At 68.4% G+C, this 19,458-nt stretch carries 21 protein-coding genes; 12 read left to right on the top strand and 9 right to left on the bottom strand.

What is annotated here, in order from left to right; translation table 11 throughout:
- Nucleotides 1–1,662 carry a glucose-6-phosphate isomerase gene (pgi, locus tag DFR31_RS06980; RefSeq protein WP_121441879.1) on the top strand — a complete coding sequence of 554 codons (1,662 nt, stop codon included), beginning with the start codon at nucleotides 1–3 and terminating at the stop codon, nucleotides 1,660–1,662.
- Between the two features lie 24 nt (nucleotides 1,663–1,686).
- On the opposite strand, the gene DFR31_RS06975 is transcribed toward pgi, so the two are convergent.
- Nucleotides 1,687–2,553 (bottom strand): ATP-binding protein, encoded by an 867-nt coding sequence (locus DFR31_RS06975; protein ID WP_121441878.1) that lies wholly within the window; start codon nucleotides 2,551–2,553, stop codon nucleotides 1,687–1,689.
- 153 nt (nucleotides 2,554–2,706) lie between these two features.
- On the opposite strand from DFR31_RS06975, the gene bioD reads away from it, so the two are divergent.
- From bioD to DFR31_RS06950, 6 genes are all read left to right on the top strand, one after another.
- Nucleotides 2,707–3,420, top strand: coding sequence for a dethiobiotin synthase (gene bioD, locus DFR31_RS06970; RefSeq protein WP_121441877.1), 714 nt, complete (start codon nucleotides 2,707–2,709; stop codon nucleotides 3,418–3,420).
- 209 nt (nucleotides 3,421–3,629) lie between these two features.
- Complete coding sequence (coxB, locus tag DFR31_RS06965) at nucleotides 3,630–4,568, top strand: cytochrome c oxidase subunit II (protein ID WP_121441876.1); 939 nt, start codon at nucleotides 3,630–3,632, stop codon at nucleotides 4,566–4,568.
- Nucleotides 4,569–6,149, top strand: a complete 1,581-nt coding sequence (ctaD, locus tag DFR31_RS06960; RefSeq protein WP_121441875.1) for a cytochrome c oxidase subunit I — start codon at nucleotides 4,569–4,571, stop codon at nucleotides 6,147–6,149.
- A 32-nt stretch (nucleotides 6,150–6,181) separates the two neighbouring features.
- The gene (locus DFR31_RS14045) at nucleotides 6,182–6,307 is read left to right on the top strand and encodes a hypothetical protein (RefSeq protein ID WP_281273348.1); all 126 of its coding nucleotides are present in this window, start codon (nucleotides 6,182–6,184) and stop codon (nucleotides 6,305–6,307) included.
- Nucleotides 6,294–6,836, top strand: coding sequence for a cytochrome c oxidase assembly protein (locus DFR31_RS06955; RefSeq protein WP_121441874.1), 543 nt, complete (start codon nucleotides 6,294–6,296; stop codon nucleotides 6,834–6,836). The genes DFR31_RS14045 and DFR31_RS06955 overlap by 14 nt, the downstream gene beginning before the upstream one ends.
- Nucleotides 6,837–6,866: 30 nt before the next feature.
- Complete coding sequence (locus DFR31_RS06950) at nucleotides 6,867–7,727, top strand: cytochrome c oxidase subunit 3 (RefSeq protein WP_121441873.1); 861 nt, start codon at nucleotides 6,867–6,869, stop codon at nucleotides 7,725–7,727.
- A 24-nt stretch (nucleotides 7,728–7,751) separates the two neighbouring features.
- Here DFR31_RS06950 and DFR31_RS06945 read toward each other — a convergent pair whose 3' ends face one another.
- On the bottom strand, nucleotides 7,752–7,979 hold the full coding sequence (locus DFR31_RS06945; RefSeq protein ID WP_121441872.1) for a twin transmembrane helix small protein: 228 nt from the start codon (nucleotides 7,977–7,979) through the stop codon (nucleotides 7,752–7,754).
- A 51-nt stretch (nucleotides 7,980–8,030) separates the two neighbouring features.
- Here DFR31_RS06945 and DFR31_RS06940 point away from each other — a divergent pair, with 51 nt between their 5' ends.
- The 4 genes from DFR31_RS06940 to DFR31_RS06925 are packed head-to-tail and all read left to right on the top strand — an operon-like array spanning nucleotide 8,031 to nucleotide 11,447.
- Complete coding sequence (locus DFR31_RS06940) at nucleotides 8,031–8,798, top strand: SURF1 family protein (RefSeq protein ID WP_121441871.1); 768 nt, start codon at nucleotides 8,031–8,033, stop codon at nucleotides 8,796–8,798.
- Nucleotides 8,785–9,408 (top strand): hypothetical protein, encoded by a 624-nt coding sequence (locus tag DFR31_RS06935; RefSeq protein ID WP_121441870.1) that lies wholly within the window; start codon nucleotides 8,785–8,787, stop codon nucleotides 9,406–9,408. Before DFR31_RS06940 ends, DFR31_RS06935 begins: the two co-directional genes overlap by 14 nt.
- Nucleotides 9,408–10,490, top strand: coding sequence for a COX15/CtaA family protein (locus tag DFR31_RS06930; RefSeq protein ID WP_121441869.1), 1,083 nt, complete (start codon nucleotides 9,408–9,410; stop codon nucleotides 10,488–10,490). The genes DFR31_RS06935 and DFR31_RS06930 overlap by 1 nt, the downstream gene beginning before the upstream one ends.
- Nucleotides 10,491–10,517: 27 nt before the next feature.
- Nucleotides 10,518–11,447 (top strand): heme o synthase, encoded by a 930-nt coding sequence (locus DFR31_RS06925; protein ID WP_121441868.1) that lies wholly within the window; start codon nucleotides 10,518–10,520, stop codon nucleotides 11,445–11,447.
- 1 nt (nucleotide 11,448) lies between these two features.
- On the opposite strand, the gene DFR31_RS06920 is transcribed toward DFR31_RS06925, so the two are convergent.
- The 7 genes from DFR31_RS06920 to cls form a co-directional block, all read right to left on the bottom strand.
- Nucleotides 11,449–11,847: a gamma-glutamylcyclotransferase family protein gene (locus DFR31_RS06920; RefSeq protein WP_121441867.1), complete on the bottom strand. Its 399-nt coding sequence runs from the start codon at nucleotides 11,845–11,847 to the stop codon at nucleotides 11,449–11,451.
- Nucleotides 11,848–11,866: 19 nt separating this feature from the next.
- Nucleotides 11,867–12,469 carry a DUF2845 domain-containing protein gene (locus tag DFR31_RS06915; RefSeq protein ID WP_170153618.1) on the bottom strand — a complete coding sequence of 201 codons (603 nt, stop codon included), beginning with the start codon at nucleotides 12,467–12,469 and terminating at the stop codon, nucleotides 11,867–11,869.
- On the bottom strand, nucleotides 12,462–12,764 hold the full coding sequence (locus DFR31_RS06910) for a hypothetical protein (RefSeq protein ID WP_121441865.1): 303 nt from the start codon (nucleotides 12,762–12,764) through the stop codon (nucleotides 12,462–12,464). The genes DFR31_RS06915 and DFR31_RS06910 overlap by 8 nt, the downstream gene beginning before the upstream one ends.
- A 73-nt stretch (nucleotides 12,765–12,837) precedes the next feature.
- On the bottom strand, nucleotides 12,838–13,725 hold the full coding sequence (locus DFR31_RS06905; protein WP_121441864.1) for an MlaA family lipoprotein: 888 nt from the start codon (nucleotides 13,723–13,725) through the stop codon (nucleotides 12,838–12,840).
- Nucleotides 13,726–13,747: 22 nt separating this feature from the next.
- Entirely contained in the window at nucleotides 13,748–14,812 is a 1,065-nt protein-coding gene (locus tag DFR31_RS06900) for a WD40/YVTN/BNR-like repeat-containing protein (protein WP_121441863.1), read from the bottom strand.
- Nucleotides 14,802–16,250 (bottom strand): FAD-binding oxidoreductase, encoded by a 1,449-nt coding sequence (locus tag DFR31_RS06895; protein WP_121441862.1) that lies wholly within the window; start codon nucleotides 16,248–16,250, stop codon nucleotides 14,802–14,804. Before DFR31_RS06895 ends, DFR31_RS06900 begins: the two co-directional genes overlap by 11 nt.
- A gap of 10 nt (nucleotides 16,251–16,260) precedes the next feature.
- Nucleotides 16,261–17,685, bottom strand: coding sequence for a cardiolipin synthase (gene cls / locus DFR31_RS06890; protein ID WP_121441861.1), 1,425 nt, complete (start codon nucleotides 17,683–17,685; stop codon nucleotides 16,261–16,263).
- Between the two features lie 107 nt (nucleotides 17,686–17,792).
- On the opposite strand from cls, the gene DFR31_RS06885 reads away from it, so the two are divergent.
- Nucleotides 17,793–19,451 carry a BCCT family transporter gene (locus DFR31_RS06885; protein WP_121441860.1) on the top strand — a complete coding sequence of 553 codons (1,659 nt, stop codon included), beginning with the start codon at nucleotides 17,793–17,795 and terminating at the stop codon, nucleotides 19,449–19,451.
- Nucleotides 19,452–19,458: the final 7 nt, after the last annotated feature.

Here is a 19,458-nt window from a genome sequence, read left to right as displayed (position 1 = left end):
ATGCTCGATACCTCCAAGTCATCGCTGACCGAACTGCCGGCCTGGCAGACGTTGGGAGCCTGTGCCCGCGACCTGCGGGGCTGGCGCCCGCCGCTGCAGGGCGATGCCGGGGAGCGGCGCTTCCGCCGTTTCAGCCTCCACCTGGACGGCCTGTTCCTGGATTACTCCCGTCAGCCGCTGGATGAGCCGGCGCGCGAGTTGCTCCTGGAACTGGCCCGGGAGCGGGGGCTGCCGGAGCAGATGCGCGCGCTGTTCGCCGGTGAGCCGGTGAATGCCACCGAGGAGCGTCCGGCGCTGCACACCCTGTTGCGGGCGCCGGACGGCCCGCCGGTGATGGTCAACGGCCAGGATGCCCGGGCGGCGGTGCACACGGAGCTGGAGCGCATGGATCGCTTCGTCGACCGGGTGCACCAGGGTCTGCTGCACGGCTGGGACGAGCGGCCGTTCACCGACGTGGTCAACCTGGGCATCGGGGGCTCGGAGCTGGGCGCGGCCATGGCGGTCCAGGCCCTGTCCCGGTACCGGCCGTCCGCGGCGCCGCGCGTCCACTTCGTCTCGGGCTCCGACGGCGTCCAGCTGGAGGACCTCATTCGGCGCCTGGACCCGGCCACCACGCTGTTCATCGTTGCCTCCAAGTCCTTCGGCACCCAGGAGACCCTGCTCAACGCCCGCGCCGCGTTGCACTGGCTGGAGACCTGCGCGCCGGAGGGCGCCCACCTGGCGCGCCATTTCGTCGGGGTATCGGCCAACGACCGTGCCATGGCCCGGTTCGGTATTCCGGAAGAGCAGCGCTTCGCCGTCTGGGACTGGGTCGGCGGGCGCTATTCGGTGGCCTCGGCCATGGGGCTGCCGGTGGCGCTGGCCCTGGGCATGGCGCCGTTCCGGGCCCTGCTCGACGGGATGCACGCGATGGACCGGCATTTCGAGGAGGCGCCCCTGCCGGTCAACCTGCCCGTGATCGCCGGCCTGTTGCAGGTCTGGTCGATCAACTTCCTGGGGGCGCACGCCCACTGCGTGCTGCCCTACCATCAGCGCCTGGCCCGGCTGCCCGCCTGGCTGCAGCAGCTGGAGATGGAGAGCCTGGGCAAGCGGGTAGACACCCAGGGCAGGCCGCTGGACTACCATACCGGCGCCGTGGTGTTCGGTGAGACCGGTTTTCACGCCCAGCACTCCTTTGCCCAACTGCTGTTCCAGGGGCATTGCCCGGTGGCGGTGGACTTTCTGGTAAGCCGGGAGGACGCCTCCGGCGTGGCGCTGGCGCACGGCATGGCGCAGGCCCAGGCGCTGGGCCAGGGTCGGGCGCTGATGACCGGCCGGGATCGTGCCACCCTGGCCGAAGAGATGATCCGGGCCGGGGTGCCGGAGGCGCGCCGCCAGGCGCTGCTGGCCCACCGTGAGATTCCGGGTGGGCGGCCGAGCAACACCCTGGTCTTCCCCCGGCTGGACCCCTACAACCTGGGCCGGCTGATCGCCTACTACGAGCACCGGACCTTCGTGCAGGCGGCCATCTGGGGGATCAACCCCTTCGACCAGTGGGGTGTGGAACTGGGCAAGGCGCTCACCCGCCACCTGCTCCCCGCCCTGAACGGCGAGGCCGACCCGGACCCGGCGCTGGATGCCAGCACCCTTGGCTTGCTGCGCATTCTGCGGGATCAGACCTGATCGCCGCCGGGCGCGTGCAGAGGCTCAGCGCGCCAGGGCCTGCCGGCCGGCGTAGTCGCGGGCGAATTGCCACGCCACCCGGCCGCTGCGTGAGCCCCGGCCCAGGGCGTAGCGCAGCGCCTCCGCCCGCACCGCTTCCGGGTCGTCCACCGTCGCGCCCAACCGCTCCAGCCAGCTGAACACGATGGTCAGGTAGGCCTCCTGGTCGAACGGGTAGAAGGACAGCCACAGCCCGAAGCGCTCCGACAGCGAGATCTTCTCCTCCACCGCCTCGCCGTGGTGGATCTCGCCATCCACCATCCGGCTCTGTTCGTTCTCCGACAGGTATTCCGGCAGCAGGTGGCGGCGGTTGGAGGTGGCGTAGATCAGCACGTTCTCCGGCGCGACACTGATGGACCCGTCCAGTGCCGCCTTCAGCGCCTTGTAGCCGGGGTCGTCCGCCTCGAAGGAGAGGTCATCGCAGAACAGGATGAAGCGCTCCGGGCGCTCGGCCAGCTGCTCCAGCAGCAGCGGCAGGTCGGGCAGGTGGTAGCGGTCCAGTTCCACCAGGCGCAGCCCCTCGTCGCCGTAGCGGGTGAGCAGTGACTTGACCAGCGACGACTTGCCGGTGCCGCGCGAGCCCCAGAGCAGGGCGTTGTTGGCGGGCAGGCCGCGCACGAACTGCCGGGTGTTGCGATCCAGCGCCTCCTGCTGTCGCGCCACCCCCTTCAGGGCCTCGGGCGGAATGCGGTGCGGGTGGCGCACCGGCACCAGGCCCGCCCGGTAGCCCTCGCGGCTCCAGCGCAGGGCGCGCACATCCGGCCAGGGGATCTCCGTGTCGGCCGGGAGCAGCGGCTCCAGGCGGTCGAGCACTTGTTCGGCGCGCTCCAGGAACTGATTCAGTCTGTCCATGGCGGCTCCTCTGGCAATGTGTGTCGGGGAGTTTGCCACACCTCCCCCAGTCGCGCGGCCTCCCCGAACCGCAGGGGCTCGGGGTGCGGCCCGGCAGGCGGTGACAGTCGGCGGGTGCCGTGTTGCAATGGGATAAAGCAGGAGGAACCACCGATGAGCCGTTACCACCCGGATGAACCGCGCCCCTGCGGTGCCTTCGTGACCGGCACCGACACCGGCATTGGCAAGACCGTGGTCGCCTGCGGGCTGGTGCGTGCCGCGCTGGACCGGGGGCTGGACACCGTGGCCCTCAAGCCGGTCTCCGCCGGCTGCGAGGAGACACCGGAGGGTCTGCGTAACGAGGATGCCGAGCGCCTGCGCCAGCTGTTCGACCCGCCGTTGCCTTACGACAAGGTCAACCCGGTGGCGCTGAAGGCGGCCGCCGCTCCCCACCTGGCCGCGGCCGAGGAGGGCATCCACATCCCGGTGGCCACCCTGGCGGCCCAGGCCCGGGCCTTTGCCCAGACCTCCGACTTCGTGGTGGTGGAGGGTGCCGGTGGCTGGCGGGTGCCGCTGGACGACCACCACACCATGGCCGACCTGGCCCTTTCCATGGACGTGCCGGTGGTGCTGGTGGTGGGCATTCGCCTGGGCTGCCTCAACCACGCCCTTTTAACGGCCGAGGCGGTGCGCCGGGACGGCCTGCCGCTGGTCGGTTGGGTGGCCAGCCGGGTGGATCCGGATGACCCGCGGGCCGATGCCCAGGTGGAGAGCCTGCGCACGCGGTTGCAGGCCCCGTTGCTGGGGGATCTCCCCTGGATGGACGAACCGACCCCTGAGGCGGTGGCCGACCGGTTGGACATGGGCCCGTTGCTGGCCTGCGACTGATGATGTCGCACCAATTTGTGACGTAGAAGGGAAAATCTCGCTACACCCCCCTACCTTTACTCCCCTCGTTCCTGGTCTATGCTTCAGGAAAATGCCCGACAAGAAGATCGGGTAATTGAAAGCGGTCTGCAGCACCGTGACGCCACCGGCTCTAAACCACATCAACCATAAAGCCGGCAGGGCAACAAACACCCGGAGGGGGTCGGAGGATGAAAGCAGCTCTCTTGCTGTGCGGCGTCGGGCTGACTGGGTTCAGTTCGACGGCACTGGGCGGTTTCTCTGCGCTGAACATGCCCCGCGGTCCCACATCCCTCAGTCAGGATGTGTACGACCTGCATATGTTGGTCTTCTGGATCTGCGTGGCGATTGGGGTGCTGGTCTTCGGGGCCATCTTCTATTCCATATTCGCCCACCGGAAGTCCCGGGGGGTCAAGCCGGCCCAGTTCTCCCACAGCACGCGTCTGGAAGTGGTCTGGACGGTGATCCCCTTCGTCATCCTGATCGGCATGGCGGTGCCGGCCACCAAGGTACTGCTGGACATGGAGGATGTGTCCGACTTCGACCTCACGGTCAAGGTCACCGGCTACCAGTGGATGTGGCACTACGAGTACATGGACGGTGAGCCCGAGGGCACCGAGTTCTACAGCGCCATGGACCGTGATACCCGCCTGGCCCGCATTCGCGCCGATGGCCTGACCCCCCGTGACGTGGACAACTACCTGCTGGAGGTGGACAACCCGCTAGTGCTGCCGGCGGGCCAGCGGGTGCGTTTCCTGCTTACCTCCAACGACGTGATCCATTCCTGGTGGGTGCCCGAGTTCGGCTGGAAGAAGGACACTATCCCCGGGTTCGTCAACGAGGCCTGGGTGCAGGTGGACGAGCCGGGTGTCTACCGGGGGCAGTGCGCCGAGCTCTGCGGGCGTGACCACGCCTTCATGCCCATCGTTGTGGTGGTCAAGGAGGAGGAGGACTACCTGGCCTGGGTGGAGGAGCAGGTGAACGGCGCGCCCGGCGAGGCGCAGCTTGCCCTGCCCGGGGTGCCGGAGGTGCCGCGCCCGGGTGAGACCACGGTGGAGGGCCTGCTGGCCAACCTGAACGATGACACGCCCAGGGCGACCGTGCCCGAGGCTCGCGGGGGGGAGCGCTAAATGAGTATCACGGTCTCCGAACTGGACTACGACGATCACAAGCCCCAGCGTTTTCTGGACCGCTGGGTGCTGACCACCAGCCACAAGGACATCGGCACCCTCTACCTGGTCTTCTCGCTGGCGATGTTCTTCATCGGCGGTGCCATGGCCATGGTGATCCGGGCCGAGCTGTTCCAGCCCGGGCTCAGCCTGGTGGATCCCCACTTCTTCAACCAGATGACCACCATGCACGCCCTGATCATGATCTTCGGGGCGGTCATGCCGGCCTTCGTGGGGCTGGCCAACTGGTTGATCCCGATGCAGATCGGGGCGCCGGACATGGCGCTGCCGCGGATGAACAACTGGAGCTTCTGGCTGCTTCCCTTCGCCTTCCTGATGTTGCTGGCGACGTTGGTGATGCCCGGGGGCGGGCCCGCCTCCGGGTGGACGCTCTATCCGCCGCTGTCGTTGCAGACCGGGATGGCGCTGCCCTTTCTGATCTTCGCCATCCACGTGGCCGGGCTGTCCTCGATCATGGGGGCGATCAACATCATCGCCACCATCCTCAACCTGCGGGCACCGGGCATGACCCTGATGAAAATGCCCCTGTTCGTCTGGACGTGGCTAATCACCTCGTTCCTGCTGATCGCGGTGATGCCGGTGCTGGCCGGCGCGGTGACCATGCTGCTCACCGACGCCTACTTCGGCACCAGCTTCTTCTCGGCCGCCGGCGGCGGTGACCCGGTGATGTACCAGCACATCTTCTGGTTCTTCGGGCACCCCGAGGTCTACATCATGATCCTGCCGGCCTTCGGCATCGTCTCGGCGATCATCCCGGCCTTCGCCCGCAAGCCGCTGTTCGGTTATGCCTCCATGGTCTACGCGACGGCGGCCATCGCCTTCCTGTCGTTCATCGTCTGGGCGCACCACATGTTCACGGTGGGCATGCCCACCGCCGGCATCCTGTTCTTCATGTACGCCACCATGCTGATCGCCGTGCCCACCGGGGTGAAGGTGTTCAACTGGGTGGCCACCATGTGGCGCGGGGCCATGACCTTCGAGACGCCCATGCTCTTCAGCATCGCCTTCGTGGTGCTGTTCACCATCGGCGGGCTGTCCGGGATCATGCTGGCCATCGCCCCGGCGGACTTCCAGTACCACGACACCTACTTCGTGGTGGCCCACTTCCACTACGTACTGGTTACCGGCTCGGTGTTCGCCATCTTCGCCGCCGTCTACTACTGGATCCCGAAGTGGACGGGGGTGATGTACAACGAATTCCTGGGCAAGGTCCACTTCTGGCTGTCGGTGGTCTCGGTGAACGTACTGTTCTTCCCCCAGCACTTCCTGGGGCTGGCCGGCATGCCGCGCCGCACCGCCGACTACGCCCTGCAGTTCGCCGAGTGGAACATGATCTCCTCCATCGGCGGCTTCGCCTTCGGGGCCACCCAGCTGCTGTTCCTCTACATCGTCATCAGGTGCATGCGGGGCCAGGGTGAGCCGGCGCCGGCGCGGTCCTGGGAGGGGGCCGAGGGGCTGGAGTGGGAGCTGCCCTCACCGGCACCGCACCACACCTTCGCCAAACCCCCGGTGATCAAATGAGCCGGGGTGTTTGGACCCATGCAGGAGGGTATGTGAACCAACCGCGACGTCGGATGGACAAGGCCACCCGCCGCCGGGTCTTCATCACGGTGGGCATTCTGGCGGCGATCGTCTTCGGGCTCTATCTCTACACGGTCATTAGCCATGTACGTGCGTGAACAGATCCGTCACTGGCCGCTGGTCACCAAACTGCTGGTGGTCTGCGCGCTGATGTTCGCCTTCGGTTACGCGATGGTGCCCATCTACCGGGTGGTTTGCGAGATCACCGGCCTGAACGGCTACCTGGATGCCGGGCCCCGCGAGGCCGCCGCCGCGGTGGACCGGGTGGATACCAGTCGGAAGGTGACCGTCCAGTTCGTCGGGCAGATCAACGGCAACGGGCCCTGGGAGTTCCGGCCGACGGAACGCAGCATGGAGGTGCACCCGGGCGAGATCTACACCACCACCTATTACGCGGCCAACAAGACCGGTGAGGCGCGGGCCGGGCAGGCCAGCTACAACATGACACCGGGCACGGCCGCGCGCTACTTCGCCAAACCCGACTGTTTCTGCTTCACCCGCCAGGACTTCGCGGCCGAGGAGGGGCGCAAGATGCCGGTCACCTTCTTCATCGATCCGGACCTGCCGGAGGAGGTCAAGACGGTCACCCTCTCCTACACCCTGTTCGACCTTGGGGCGGACAGTTGACGGGGCACCCATAAAGAGGAGTACAAGCCCATGAGCACGGCGCACGGGGGGTATTACGTTCCGCACACCAGCTACTGGCCGATGGTCGGTTGTGTTGGGGTCATGGCGCTGGTGGGCGGGTTCGCGTCCTTTCTGGTGGGGGCTGGCTGGGGGTTGCCGGTATCACTGGTCGGGCTGGTGATCATCGTGTTGATGATGATCGGCTGGTTCGGCGATGTCATCCGGGAAAAGCGCCAGGGGCTGTACAACGACCAGATGGAGCGCTCTTTCCGCTGGGGCATGATCTGGTTCATCTTCTCCGAGGTGATGTTCTTCGGCGCCTTCTTCGGCGCACTGTTCTACGCCCGGGTGTTCTCCATTCCGTGGCTGGGTGGCGAAGACCCGGCCACCAGCCGTTTCATCTGGGACTCCGTGGCCCTGGCCTGGCCCACCGCTGGCCCCGGTTTCCTGGACCTCGACTTCCAGGTGATGGGGGCCTGGGGGCTGCCGGCCATCAACACGGCCATCCTGCTCACCAGTGGCGTCACCCTGACCATCGCCCACCACGCCATCAAGGAGGACCACCACCAACGGGTGGTCTGGGGTCTGGTGGGGACCATCGTGCTGGGGACGATCTTCCTCGGGATCCAGATGTACGAGTACGTCCACGCCTACCAGGACCTGAACCTGCGGCTGGACACGGGGATATACGGCTCCACGTTCTTCATGCTCACCGGCTTCCACGGCGTGCACGTGTTCATAGGCGCGGTGATGCTGGCGGTGATGCTGGTGCGGGTGCTGAAGCGCCACTTCACCGCCGATGACCACTTCGGTTTCGAGGCCGCCGCCTGGTACTGGCACTTCGTGGACGTGGTCTGGCTGATCCTGTTTGTCTTCGTGTACGTGCTCTGAGGGGGCGGCGATGGGGGTGCGGTCTCAACCGGTCTGCAGGGGTGAGGGGTTGGGCACCACCAGCCCGCTGGCGATGGCGAGCAGCACCACGAGGAAGACCGCGACCGACAGCCCGATGCGCCAGGTGAGCGCCCGGACTACACGGCGCTGGTCGCTGCCGTCCCGGCTCAAGGCGAATGCAGCGGTGCCCAGGTTCCAGATGATGGCGACCAGGGCGACGACGACGGCGGACTTGAAGAGGATGGTGGCCATGGGGTGCAACGGCTCCCTGTGGGCAGAAGTTGACCGCCAGTATAGGAAATCATGACCGGCTCTGCGCCCATGTTCGCCGGTGGTATGCGGGTCGGGCCCTACCGGTTCCGCCCGGGGCTCTGGCCCACGCTGGCCTTTCTGGTCCTGCTCCCGGTGTTGGTGAGCCTGGGCTTCTGGCAACTGGACCGCGCTGGTGAGCGCCAGGCCGCTCTGGATGCCCTGGCCGAGGGGGAACAGGCGCCGGTGGTGGCCCTGCAGCGGGAACAGCCGCCCTACGAGGCGGTACGCCACCACCGGGGCCGCGCCCCGGGTGCTCCGCTCACTGACCAGGTGTTCCTGGTGGACAACCAGGTGCATCAGGGGCAGGGGGGCTACCGGGTGCTGCAGCCCTGGCTGCTGGACGGCAGCGACACCGTGCTGCTGGTGGACCGGGGCTGGGTGGAAGCGCCCGGCGGGCGCACCGACCTGCCGGACCCGGAATGGCCCGGCTGGGGTGTGCTGGTCGAGGGGGTGATCGACAGCGGCCCCTCGGTGGGCCTGCGGCTGGGCGAGCCGGCGGAGGAGCATGAGCGCTGGCCGCGGCGTTTGCAGTACCTGGACTACGACTACGTGGCGGAGCAATTGGACCGCCCGGTGGTGCCCTACCTGCTGCGCCTCAACCCGGAGCACCCGGCGGCATTGACGCAGGACTGGCAACCCAGCGCCTTGCCGCCGGAGCGACATCAGGGCTACGCCCTGCAGTGGTTCGGGCTTTCGGCGGCCCTGGTGGTGATTTGGCTGGTGGTAAACCTGAAGCGGGAACGCGATGACGGAAGATAAGTCCCTTGCCCCGGCACCCGGCCGGGGGCGCTGGCAGTTGCTGGGCATCGCCCTGCTGTTCTTCGGGCCCATCGCCGTGGCCTGGTTGCTGGTGCTGAGCGACTGGCGGCCCGGCAGCCTGGGCAACCACGGCCAGTTCGTCGATCCGCCGGAACCGGTGGCCGCGGCGAGCCTGGCGCAGGAGGACGGCAGCCCTCTGCCGGAGCGGGAACTGCGCGGTCGCTGGAGCATGATGCTGGTGGCGGACGGTCCCTGTGACGAGGCCTGTCAGTCGGTGCTGGATACCCTGGTGCGGGTGCGCGTGGCCCTGAACCACGAGGCGGACCGGGTGCAGACCCTGTTGGTGTTGCCGGAGGGCGCCGAACGACCCGCGCTGAACGGCCTGGGCGAGACGGACAGCCTGCGCCTGCTGCGCCACGGGGCAGAGGGGTTTGCACCGGCAGGCGAGAGCGGCAGCGAGGGGGTGCGGGTGCACCTGGTGGACCCGGCCGGCGAGCGGATGATGGCCTATCCGCTGCCCCTGGATGGCAGCGGCGTGCTGTCTGACGTGCGCCGCCTGTTGCGCGCCACGGACCGCGAGGCTGAACGCCGCCGCGGGGAGGGGACGTGATGGGCCGCACACGCTTCCAGCGGCTGGCGCTGCTGCTCACCGTCTGGACCTTCATGGTGGTGGTGGTCGGCGCCACCGTGCGGCTGATGGATGCCGGCCTGGGCTGTCCGGACTGGCCCGGCTGCTACGGGTTGCTGACCGTACCGCAGAGCGAGCAGGCCATCGCCCAGGCGAATCTCGCCTTTCCCGAACGCCCGGTGGAAGTGGCCAAGGGCTGGTGGGAGATGGGCCACCGGTACGTGGCGGGGCTGCTGGGGTTGATGATCCTGGCGCTGGCCATTCTCGCCTGGCGCCGTCGCCACGACCCGGAGCAACCGGTGGCACTGCCGGTCGCGCTGCTGTTCGTGGTGCTGTTCCAGTCGGTGCTCGGCGCCTGGACGGTGACTTGGCAGCTGAAGCCCATCGTGGTGGTCGCGCACCTCCTGGGTGGCATGACCGTGCTGGCCATGCTCTGGTGGACCTGGCTGCGGAGTCGACGGGTCGGGATGTCACTACGGGTGCCGGAGGTCAGTGGCACCATGCGCGCGGCCGGCGTCCTGGTGCTGGTGGCGGTGGCGGCGCAGATCGCCCTCGGCGGCTGGGTGAGCGCCAACTATGCGGCGCTGGCCTGCACCGACTTCCCCACCTGCAACGGGGCCTGGTGGCCGCGGGCGGACTTCGGCGAGGCCTTTGTGCTTTGGCGCGGGCTGGGGGTCAACTACGAGTTCGGCATTCTGGACAACCCGGCTCGGGTGGCCATTCAACTGGCCCACCGTATCGGGGCCGTGGTGGTGGTGGGGCTGGTGGCCGCCTTCGCCATCGGTCTGCTCCGGGCCAGTGACCATCCGGGGCTGCGCCGGGGCGCCGGCTGGATGCTGGCACTGGTCGGGGTGCAGTTCATCATCGGGGCCGCCAACGTGCTGTTGTCGCTGCCCCTCTGGCTGGCCGCCGCCCATACGGCCGGGGCGGCGCTGTTGCTGCTGGCCACAGTTAATGTCATTCACCTGCTTTTTGCCCCCGCGGCGCGCCGAGCGTCTGCGGGGGCGTGGGCCCGTTCACCGGTCACGCCGGGCAGCGGGACCCTGCAACAGCCATCGGGTTAGGTTAGACCATTGGGTTGGGGGATTGCCATGAAGAGTCGCGCGGAGAGTTTGCAGCAGGCGATAGCCCCGGTGGCGGGGGTGCAGGCCCATTGGCGGGACTACCTGGCCCTGACCAAGCCGAGGGTGGTTGTGCTGATGGTGTTCACCGCCATCGTCGGCATGTTCCTGGCCAGCCCGGGCCAGGTGCCCTGGGTTGCGCTCACCGTCGGTAGTCTGGGTATCGCGTTGGCCGCAGGCTCCGCCGCCGCGCTTAACCACCTGGCGGACCAGCGGATCGATGCCATCATGGCGCGGACCCGTAACCGGCCACTGCCCACCGGGCACTTGCGCCCGCTGCAGGTGCTGGCCTTCGCTGCCCTGCTGGGCGTGGTCGGGCTGGGGATGCTGGCGGCGTGGGTCAATCCCCTGACCGCCGTGCTGACCTTTGCCTCGCTGATCGGTTATGCATTGGTCTACACCCTCTACCTCAAGCGGGCGACGCCGCAGAACATAGTGATCGGGGGTGCGGCGGGCGCGGCCCCGCCGCTGCTGGGCTGGACGGCGGTGACCGGCAGCGTGGACGCCCATGCGCTGCTGCTGTTCCTGATCGTCTTCGTCTGGACCCCGCCCCATTTCTGGGCCCTGGCGATCGCCCGGTTGAAGGATTACGAGCGCGCCGATGTGCCCATGCTGCCGGTGGTGTACGGCGAGCGTTTCACGCGCTGGCAGGTGCTGCTTTACACGGTGCTGTTGCTGGCGGTGAGTCTGCTGCCCTGGGCCACCTTCATGGGCGGCTGGCTCTACCTGGCGGCGGCGATCGGGCTGGGCGGCTGGTACCTGATGCTCAATATCCGCATGGTGACCGCGCCAGGCCCGCGCATCCCGATGCGCTCGTTCCGCTTCTCCATCATCTACCTGTTCGGTCTTTTCGCGGCCCTGCTGGTGGATCGCCAACTCCCGGTGCTGCTGGGCGCCTGATTCAGGGCGCCCAACGGCCATCCGGCAGGCGCACCGCCCCGGGCGGTACCCGGTTCAGCCAGTAGATCCAGGCCGGCCGGGGTGGCCCGTCCCGGGGGTGCGCCCGAACGATTTCGCGCCGGTACAGGCCGCGCCCGGGGTGGCTGGGGTCGACCCCCTCGTAGGCATCCAGGACGGGCAACAACGGCGCCGGACGGAGCAGGGTGAGCAGTTGGCCGTGGATGCGGCTTTGGCCGCGGGTGGCGGGGATGGCGCCCGGGAAGTCGCCCAGATCGAGCAGTTCGCCGCGCACCCGGGCGATGGGCCCCGGGCGGGCGTGTTGCGAAAGCGCGTTTTGCACCGTCGGGTCCAGTGCACCGTGGATCAGCGTGCCGTAGACGAACAGTTCGCGCGGTCTCATAAGCGGTAACGGTCGTGGTTCAGTTCCCGTGGCGTTCGCCACGCTCCACCGCTTCCACCTCGCCACGGTGGAGCGTGACCACGCGGTAGAAGTGCTGCGGCCCGAAATCGTAAATCCACTCCTCCACCACCCGGTCCGGTCCGCCGTGCCAGGGGTTGCGGGGGTGGCCGCTGCTGCCCCGGCGGCGGACGGTCACCGAGGCGGGTTCGCCGCAGCGCGCCAGCAGTTCCAACTCGGTCATGTCCTGCTGGAGGTCGCGCGGCCGACAGGAGCCACTGCTGTCGGGGTGGAACCCGTACCCACCGGTGGAGATGTCGCGCAGGCGGCCCTGGCGGAACCGCAGGACCCGCATCAGCTGGTTGGGGCCGCGATTGTAGTACCAGACCTCTTCTTCAGCGATCCAGCCGCGACTCGGGATGTAGCTCGTCCAGACGTGGCTGATGTGGTCGGGTTCACCGCAGGCGGAGCGGACGTCGTATTCCCGGTCGCCGGTGGAGACCAGGCGCGACCCGCAGCGCATGCTGGCGTCCGCGGGCAGGGCCAGGGCCAGCAGGAGCAGCAGCCCGAGGGTAAGCAGCGCGGGCTGGCGGAGGGGCAGTCGGGGGGCGGGGTGGTCAGGCATATTCATCGATGCCCAGCGATGGCGGGTCCCGCGGCGCGCTGGGCGCGTCGTCGTCGGTGCGGTCGGAATCCCTTCTGGGGGACGCCTGGCGGGCGGTCGGCGGGCCGCTGGCCGTGCGCCGTTGGCCACCGGCCTCCGCGAACCGTTCGCCGCCGTGCTCCTGCTCGCGGTCTTCCTGTTCTTTGCGATGCACCCGGGGGTAGGGGCTGACGGCCAGCACCCCCTCGATGGTCGGCGGGGTGCGGGGCTTGGGCGCGTTGCGCACCGGATCCACCAGCGGTGGTACCTGAAGCATGGGACCCTCCCGGCGCGGCGCGCCTGTCACCTCATGCCATTCCCCTGAAGTTTAACTCAGGTGGCAAACCGGTTCAGTCCGGGTCCTCTTCCCATTCATCATCCCAGCCGTCGTCGCCATCATCCCACTCATCGTCCCATTCGTCGCCCCAGCCGTCGTCATCCGGGCCGGCCAGGCGCCGAGCCCGCTGCTGCAGGTAGGACTCGCGCATGAAGACGTAAGGGTCGGCGCCACTTTCTTCCATGATGCGGGTGGCGGGCAGGAGCCGGGCCCGGATGTCGACCACGTTGAGCGCAGCCAGCGACCAGCGTACGTCGCGCTCCTGGTCGGTCCAGTGCAGCGGGCCGGTGTATTCACGGGTCACGAACTGGACCCCAAGGCCGCTGGCGTCGCGGACGTTGCTGGGACCCAGGAAGGGCAGCACCAGGTAGGGCCCGGTGTCTACGCCCCAGGTGCCCAGGGTGAGACCGAAGTCCGTGCGTTGCCGCTCCAGGCCCATGGCGCCGGCCACGTCGAAGAGGCCGAGCAGGCCAAAGGTGGAGTTGAAGAGAAAGCGCAGTGTGCCCTCGGTGGCGGCACCGGCGTCGCCCTGCAGGCTGTGGTTGACCACGTTGACCGGCTCCCGCAGGTTGGCGAAGAAGTTGGTGACCCGGTTGCGCCCCGGCTCCGGAACCGTTTGCACGTAACCGGTGGCCACCGGCCGCGCCACGGTGCGGTCGAAGAACTCGTTGAAGGTGAACACCGCCCGGTTGTAACGCTCCAGCGGGTCGGCGGTGCCGGGGTCATCGTCCCAGTCATCCCAGTCCTCATCCCAGGCCTCATCGGCAAGGGTGGCATCGCCGCCTTCACCGGTGGGGTTGCTTGTGCCGGCTTCCGGCTCGGGCCCATTGCCATTACTGGCGCAGGCGCTGATCAGGAGCAGGGTGGCAAGCAGGGGCAGCAGACGGCAGGGCAGTCTCATAAGCGGCGGCGTCCATGTGGTGTCATCGGTGACCGGAAGGGGTGTTTCGGCTGGTGATCGCCGGCAGCTGCATGATACCCCAGGTGAGGACGGCTGCCAGCAATGCCATGACCAGAACGGGCACCCGGTGGCTGGTGTCCCGCTCCAGCCGGTAGATGGCCCCGGCGGCGGCCAGGTGGTGGTCGTCGGTGATATGGAACCGGCTTACCGGCGCCTGCGGGCCGTCGCGGACGGGGACATTCTCCCAGGGGGTGGGGCGGCCATCCGGGTCGCTCTCGCGCGCCACCCAAATACCCTCGTCGCTGGCCGCCCAGACGCGGTCCTGGTCGTCCACGGCCAGGTCCAGCACCCGGAAGCCGTGCTGCCCGGTGCCCAGGGCGTGCCAGCGCTGGCCCGGGGCCGCCTGCCACCAGGCGCCCCGGTCGCTACCCAGGATCACGCCGCCCTCGCGTGCCAGCAGGCTGAAACCGCGGGCGTTGCGGTGCAGGCCCTCGCGGTTGGGTTGCCAGTCGGCATCGGTGTGTTCACGGTACCAGGCCCCTTCGCCCACGGTGCCCACGTGGTCGCCGCCCTGGTGGTCGCGGGCGTAGTGATAGATGTGCACGCCGGGGGGCAGGCCGCGGCGGTGATCGGCCTGCCATTGGCCGTCGGTGCCGCGCCGGAACAGGCCCCGGTCGGGGCTGAGCAGGGTCAGGCTGTCAGGCAGGGGCTCGAACTGCAGCACCCAGAGGTCATCCGGGAGTCCGTCTTCTACCGGTTGCCAGTCCCGCCCGTCCGTGGAGTGGTAGACGCCGGCGATGGTGCCGGCGATCAGGCCATCGCCGTCCGGCCGCAGCCAGGTGATGGCGGGTAGCCCGGTGTTGTGCAGCTGCCAGTCGCCAGCGGGGCCGCGTTCCAGCACCGCGCCCGACTGCGCTCCGGCAAAAAAGCGGCCATCCGGGTGGGTGGCCAGCGCCATGAAGTGCTCGCTGGGATAGGGGCTGATGGCCACCCAATGCTGCCGTTCGCCGACCCAGGCGGTACCGGCCACGTAAAGGGCCAGCGCCACCAGGGCAGGGAGGGCGTAGTGGCGGGGGCTAAAGTTCATCGCCGGGAATCAGCTTGCCGGGGTTGAGGCGGTTCTCCGGGTCCAGGGCCTGCTTGATCCGGCGCATCAGGTCCAGTTCCACCGGGTCCTTGTGCCGGCGCAGGGCCTCGGCCTTGAGCAGCCCGACGCCGTGCTCGGCGGCGATGGAGCCGCCCATCCCGGTGACCAGGTCGTGGATCAGGTCGTTGTACCGCGTCCATTGCGCCAGGAAGGCGTCGCGGGCCATGCCCTCGGGCTGGCTGAGGTTGAAGTGCAGGTTGCCATCGCCCACGTGGCCAAAGGTGCACAGGCGGACCCGCGGATCCTCGGCCCGGACCCGCTCCGCGGCCTGCGCCAGGAAGTCGGGGAGGCGGGAGATGGGCAGGGAGATGTCGTGTTTGATGCTGGCACCGGCTTGGCTCTGGCCACCGGGGATGCCTTCGCGGATGGACCAGAGTTGTTGCCGCTGGTCGGGGTCCACGGCCACCACGCTTTTGTTGACCTCGCCGGCTGCCTGCGCCTCGGCGAGGCTGTGCGCCAGTACCTCGCGCAGTCCGGCGTGGGGGTTGGGGCTGGCGAGTTCCACCAGCAGGTACCAGGGGGCGGTGTCCGGTATGCCCCCGGCCGCGGCCCCCGCCTGTTGGCGCCCGAGCTCCAGTGCCAGGGTGTTCATCAGCTCACACGCCGTGACGGTGTCGCCGCTGTCGGCCTGCAGCCGGCGCAGCAGGGCGATGGCCCGGGCCGGGTCGGGCACCGCCACCAGTGCGGTCTGCACGTCCCGGGGCAGGGGGTAGAGGCGGAACACGGCCGCGGTGATGATGCCCAGGGTGCCCTCGCTGCCGATGAACAGATCGCGCAGGTCCAGCCCGCTGTTGTCCTTGCGCAGGCCGGTGAGCCCGCTCCAGACCTGGCCGTCCGCCAGCACCACCTCAAGGCCCAGGGCCAGTTCGCGGGTGTTGCCGTAGCGCAGGACGTTGGTGCCGCCGGCATTGCTGCCCAGGTTGCCCCCGATCCGGCACTGCGCTTCCGAGGGCAGGCTGAGGGGGAACAGCCGGTCGGCATCGCGGGCCGCCCGCTGGACGTCCACCAGCCTGCAGCCCGCCTCCACGGTCAGGGTGTTGTTCTCCGGGTCGATGGCGCGGACGCGGTCCATCCGCTCCAGGCTCAGGACCACCTGGTCCGCGTCGTCCTGCGGGGAGCCGCCGCCGACCAGTCCGGTGTTGCCGGATTGCGGGACGATGGCCAATCCCAGGTCGGCGCAGCAGGCCACCGCCCGGCTCACCGCCCGGGTGTCCGCCGGGCAAAGCACCGCCAGCGCGCGGCCTGGGAAACGGCCGCGCCACTCCGCCAGATAGGGGGCCATGGCATCGCCGGACAGGATGACGGCCTCGGGACCCAAATGCTTGACAAGGTGGCGGCGTTTTGCGTCGGGACTCAGTGCGTCGGAGCTCGGGGCCATGGTCCTCGTTCTACAGGTAGGGGCTGAGCAGCCAGAAGAGGGCGTCCCGTGCCCGCACGGGCAGGCTGCGCTGGTGCAACTCGTCGGCGACGGCCGGTTCGCTCACCGCCTGGATTTTACGGCAGTGGGCCACCATCTGCTCGGCGAACTCGCGGTCGTGCGCCTCCAGTGTGAGTTCGAAGTTCAACCGCAGGCTGCGCGGGTCCAGATTGGCCGAGCCCAGATGGCTGTAGTGGTCGTCAATGACCAGCAGTTTCGAGTGGTTGAACGGTGCCGGCTGGTACCAGACCTTCACCCCCCAGTGAAGCAGCTCCCAGAGCATGTGGCGACTCGCCCAGTCCACGTAGGGCAGGTTGCTGCGCCGCGGCAGCAGGATGTTCACCGTCACCCCTCGCAGCGCCGCCGCTTGCAGGGCGGTGGTCAGCGGGCGCGGCGGCAGGAAGTAGGGGGTCATGATCCAGACCGACTGCCGGGCGGCGGAGATGGCCGCCACCATGATCATCAGCAGCCGGTCCAGGTCCTCGTTGGGGCCGTCCACGATGGCGCGGCAGGCGGCGGGCCCGTGGTGCTCCAATGCGGCTTCGGGGACCGGGTTCTCGTCGCCGGTGGCAAAGGCCCAGTCCTCCAGAAACACCTGCTCCAGATCGGCCACCACCGGTCCGGTGACCCGGAAATGCAGGTCCTGGACCGGCCGGCGCCCGGCCCCGGTGCTGGTCAGGTGGTGGTCACTGATGTTCATGCCACCGGTGAACCCGATGTGCCCGTCGGCCACCAGCAGCTTGCGGTGGTTGCGCAGGTTGATATAAATCTCCGGCGGCAGCAGGTGGGGGGCCAGAAAGCGGGCGTGGCGGACGCCGGCACGGCGCAGCAACCGACTGACGTGGGGGAAGGTATACCACTCGCCGACCCCGTCCACGAGGACGCGGACATCCACCCCGCGCCGGTGCGCCTGGCTTAAAGCGTGGACGAAGCGCTGGCCGATCCGGTCGCTCTTGAAGATGTAGGTGCTCAGAAAGAGCCGCTCCCGGGCCTCCTCTATGGCTTGCAGCATCCGGGGGTAGGCGGTCTCCCCGTCGTGCAGGGGTTCCAGACGGTTGCCCTGGTAGAGGGTGCGGCCGGTGATGGCATCGGCGCTGCGGACCAGCTCGGAGCAACTCGGAGCACCGTCCGTCGGGCAGGGGGAGGGGGGCTTGTCACTGACATCGGGGGCGGCCGCGCCGGGCGAGAGCAGCTTGCGCGCCCGGGTGCGGACCCGGTTGATGCCGAAGAAAAAGTAGATCAGCGGGCCGGCCACCGGGAAGGCCAGGCAGACCGCGATCCAGGCCATGGCGACCGAGGGCTCGCGCTTGTTCAGCAGGGCGTGCCCGGCGGCCAGGGGGCCGACCACGGCCTGGGCGATACTCAACAGTGCCAGCAGTAGGGTGAGCGGTTCCATGGCATCAGGGGTCCGGTTTCTGGTGGCCGGCGTCGCACTCGCGTTACCCTACCACGCGCTGCGTCGGCGTGCCCCGGTGCCCACAAACCAGAAGGAATCCAACAGTCATGGCGGTACAGGCGAAATCAGGTCTGCTCAAGGGTATGAACCCCGTGGTCACGATCATCACCATCGTGGTGATGCTGGTCTCGGTGACCCTGGGGGCCGGGTGGACGGAGCAGACGGCAGCGGCCATCGGTACCGCCCGGGAGACGCTGAACCCCTTCCTGGAGTGGTACTACGTCATTCTGGTGGCGATCTTTTTCGTCTTCTGCCTCTGGCTCGGTGTGGGCCGGTACAAGAATGTGCGGCTCGGGGGCGACACCGAGCGGCCGGAGTTCACCACCTTTTCCTGGGTGGCGATGCTGTTCGCCGCGGGCACCGGCGTGGGCATCATCTTCTGGAGTATCGCCGAGCCGGTGATGCACTTCGATGCCAACCCCTTCGCTGCGGACGGCAGCCCGGAGTCGGCGGCGGTGGCCATGCGCCTGACCTTCTTCCACTGGGGGCTGCCGGGGTGGTCGATCTTCGGGCTGGTGGGCCTGGTGTTGGCCTACTTCAGCTTTCGCCACAACCTGCCGCTGACCATCCGCTCCGCGCTCTACCCCTTCCTGGGGCACCGGATTCACGGCCCCATCGGCGACCTGGTGGACAGTCTGGCGGTGTTCGGCACGGTGTTCGGTATCGCGACCACCCTGGGCCTGGGGGTGCAGCAGATGAACACCGGCCTGGGGCAGGTGTTCGATCTGGACACCACGCTGACCCTCCAGTTGGGGGTGACCGCGGTGATCATGTTCATTGCGACGGTCTCCGTGGTCTCGGGGGTCAAGCGGGGGGTGCGCATGCTCTCCGAGGCCAACTTCTGGCTCAGCGTGGTGATCGTGCTCTTCTTCCTGCTCTTCGGGCCGACCCACTATCTGTTCGCCCTGACCATCGAGTCCACCGGCGAGTACCTGCAGAACCTGCTGGCCATGACGTTCTACACCCACGCCAACAAGGACACCGGCTGGCAGGCGGAGTGGACGGTCTTCTTCTGGGGGTGGTGGATCGCCTGGTCGCCCTTCGTCGGCATGTTCATCGCGCGGATTTCCCGTGGGCGCACCCTGCGCGAGTTCATGCTGGGCGTGCTCCTGATGCCCACGGTGATCACTTTCGTCTGGATCGGGCTGTTCGGCGGCACGGCGTTGCACCAGGAGCTGTTCGGCGCCGGGGGCGTCGTGGAGGCCGTCTCCAAGGATGTCTCTATCGCCATATTCCACACCATTGAGGGCATGGGGCTGGGCCTGCTGGGGCAGGGGGCAGCCGTACTGGTAACGTTGCTGATCGCGACCTACCTGATCACCTCGGCCAACGCCGGTACCCTGGTCATCAATACCATCCTGGCGAACGGTGACACCGACCCGCCCACCATCCACCGGGTGATCTGGGGCGTTGTGCTGGCACTGCTGACCGGGGTGCTGCTGGTTGCCGGTGGGCTGGAGACCCTGCAGGCCGCGGTCATTCTGGCGGGGCTGCCCTTCTCCATCGTCATGGTGGTCATGTTGCTGGGGCTGGTGAGGGCGCTGGAGCATGAGCGCTACGCACCGCGTCCGGGTACCCGCACGGTGGCCCCCACCGAGCCCTGGGTGGGCATGGACGAGGCTGGTGAGACCCTGCATGAACCGCGTGGCACGGCAGGGCCGGCCGGGGAGTACCAGCCCGCGGCGCGCACCGGCACTGACGGTTGACCGGGCG

The sequence above is a fragment of the Alkalispirillum mobile genome (genome assembly GCF_003664325.1).
Lineage (GTDB): Bacteria > Pseudomonadota > Gammaproteobacteria > Nitrococcales > Halorhodospiraceae > Alkalilimnicola > Alkalilimnicola mobilis.
The sequence above is the reverse complement of the archived record's forward strand: the minus strand, read 5'-3'. Positions and strand labels throughout refer to the sequence as shown.

What these genes read in the sequence shown, in the direction of transcription:
- DFR31_RS06925 (WP_121441868.1), top strand. Translation starts at nt 10,518, where the DNA reads ATGAAGAGTCGCGCGGAGAGTTTGCAGCAGGCGATAGCCCCGGTGGCG.
- cls (WP_121441861.1), bottom strand. Translation starts at nt 17,685, where the DNA reads ATGGAACCGCTCACCCTACTGCTGGCACTGTTGAGTATCGCCCAGGCC.
- DFR31_RS06940 (WP_121441871.1), top strand. Translation starts at nt 8,031, where the DNA reads ATGACCGGCTCTGCGCCCATGTTCGCCGGTGGTATGCGGGTCGGGCCC.
- DFR31_RS06885 (WP_121441860.1), top strand. Translation starts at nt 17,793, where the DNA reads ATGGCGGTACAGGCGAAATCAGGTCTGCTCAAGGGTATGAACCCCGTG.
- DFR31_RS06920 (WP_121441867.1), bottom strand. Translation starts at nt 11,847, where the DNA reads ATGAGACCGCGCGAACTGTTCGTCTACGGCACGCTGATCCACGGTGCA.
- DFR31_RS06950 (WP_121441873.1), top strand. Translation starts at nt 6,867, where the DNA reads ATGAGCACGGCGCACGGGGGGTATTACGTTCCGCACACCAGCTACTGG.
- DFR31_RS06905 (WP_121441864.1), bottom strand. Translation starts at nt 13,725, where the DNA reads ATGAGACTGCCCTGCCGTCTGCTGCCCCTGCTTGCCACCCTGCTCCTG.
- DFR31_RS06935 (WP_121441870.1), top strand. Translation starts at nt 8,785, where the DNA reads ATGACGGAAGATAAGTCCCTTGCCCCGGCACCCGGCCGGGGGCGCTGG.
- bioD (WP_121441877.1), top strand. Translation starts at nt 2,707, where the DNA reads ATGAGCCGTTACCACCCGGATGAACCGCGCCCCTGCGGTGCCTTCGTG.
- DFR31_RS06930 (WP_121441869.1), top strand. Translation starts at nt 9,408, where the DNA reads ATGGGCCGCACACGCTTCCAGCGGCTGGCGCTGCTGCTCACCGTCTGG.
- pgi (WP_121441879.1), top strand. Translation starts at nt 1, where the DNA reads ATGCTCGATACCTCCAAGTCATCGCTGACCGAACTGCCGGCCTGGCAG.
- DFR31_RS06895 (WP_121441862.1), bottom strand. Translation starts at nt 16,250, where the DNA reads ATGGCCCCGAGCTCCGACGCACTGAGTCCCGACGCAAAACGCCGCCAC.
- DFR31_RS06915 (WP_170153618.1), bottom strand. Translation starts at nt 12,469, where the DNA reads ATGCCTGACCACCCCGCCCCCCGACTGCCCCTCCGCCAGCCCGCGCTG.
- DFR31_RS06910 (WP_121441865.1), bottom strand. Translation starts at nt 12,764, where the DNA reads ATGCTTCAGGTACCACCGCTGGTGGATCCGGTGCGCAACGCGCCCAAG.
- coxB (WP_121441876.1), top strand. Translation starts at nt 3,630, where the DNA reads ATGAAAGCAGCTCTCTTGCTGTGCGGCGTCGGGCTGACTGGGTTCAGT.
- ctaD (WP_121441875.1), top strand. Translation starts at nt 4,569, where the DNA reads ATGAGTATCACGGTCTCCGAACTGGACTACGACGATCACAAGCCCCAG.
- DFR31_RS06975 (WP_121441878.1), bottom strand. Translation starts at nt 2,553, where the DNA reads ATGGACAGACTGAATCAGTTCCTGGAGCGCGCCGAACAAGTGCTCGAC.
- DFR31_RS06955 (WP_121441874.1), top strand. Translation starts at nt 6,294, where the DNA reads ATGTACGTGCGTGAACAGATCCGTCACTGGCCGCTGGTCACCAAACTG.
- DFR31_RS06945 (WP_121441872.1), bottom strand. Translation starts at nt 7,979, where the DNA reads ATGGCCACCATCCTCTTCAAGTCCGCCGTCGTCGTCGCCCTGGTCGCC.
- DFR31_RS06900 (WP_121441863.1), bottom strand. Translation starts at nt 14,812, where the DNA reads ATGAACTTTAGCCCCCGCCACTACGCCCTCCCTGCCCTGGTGGCGCTG.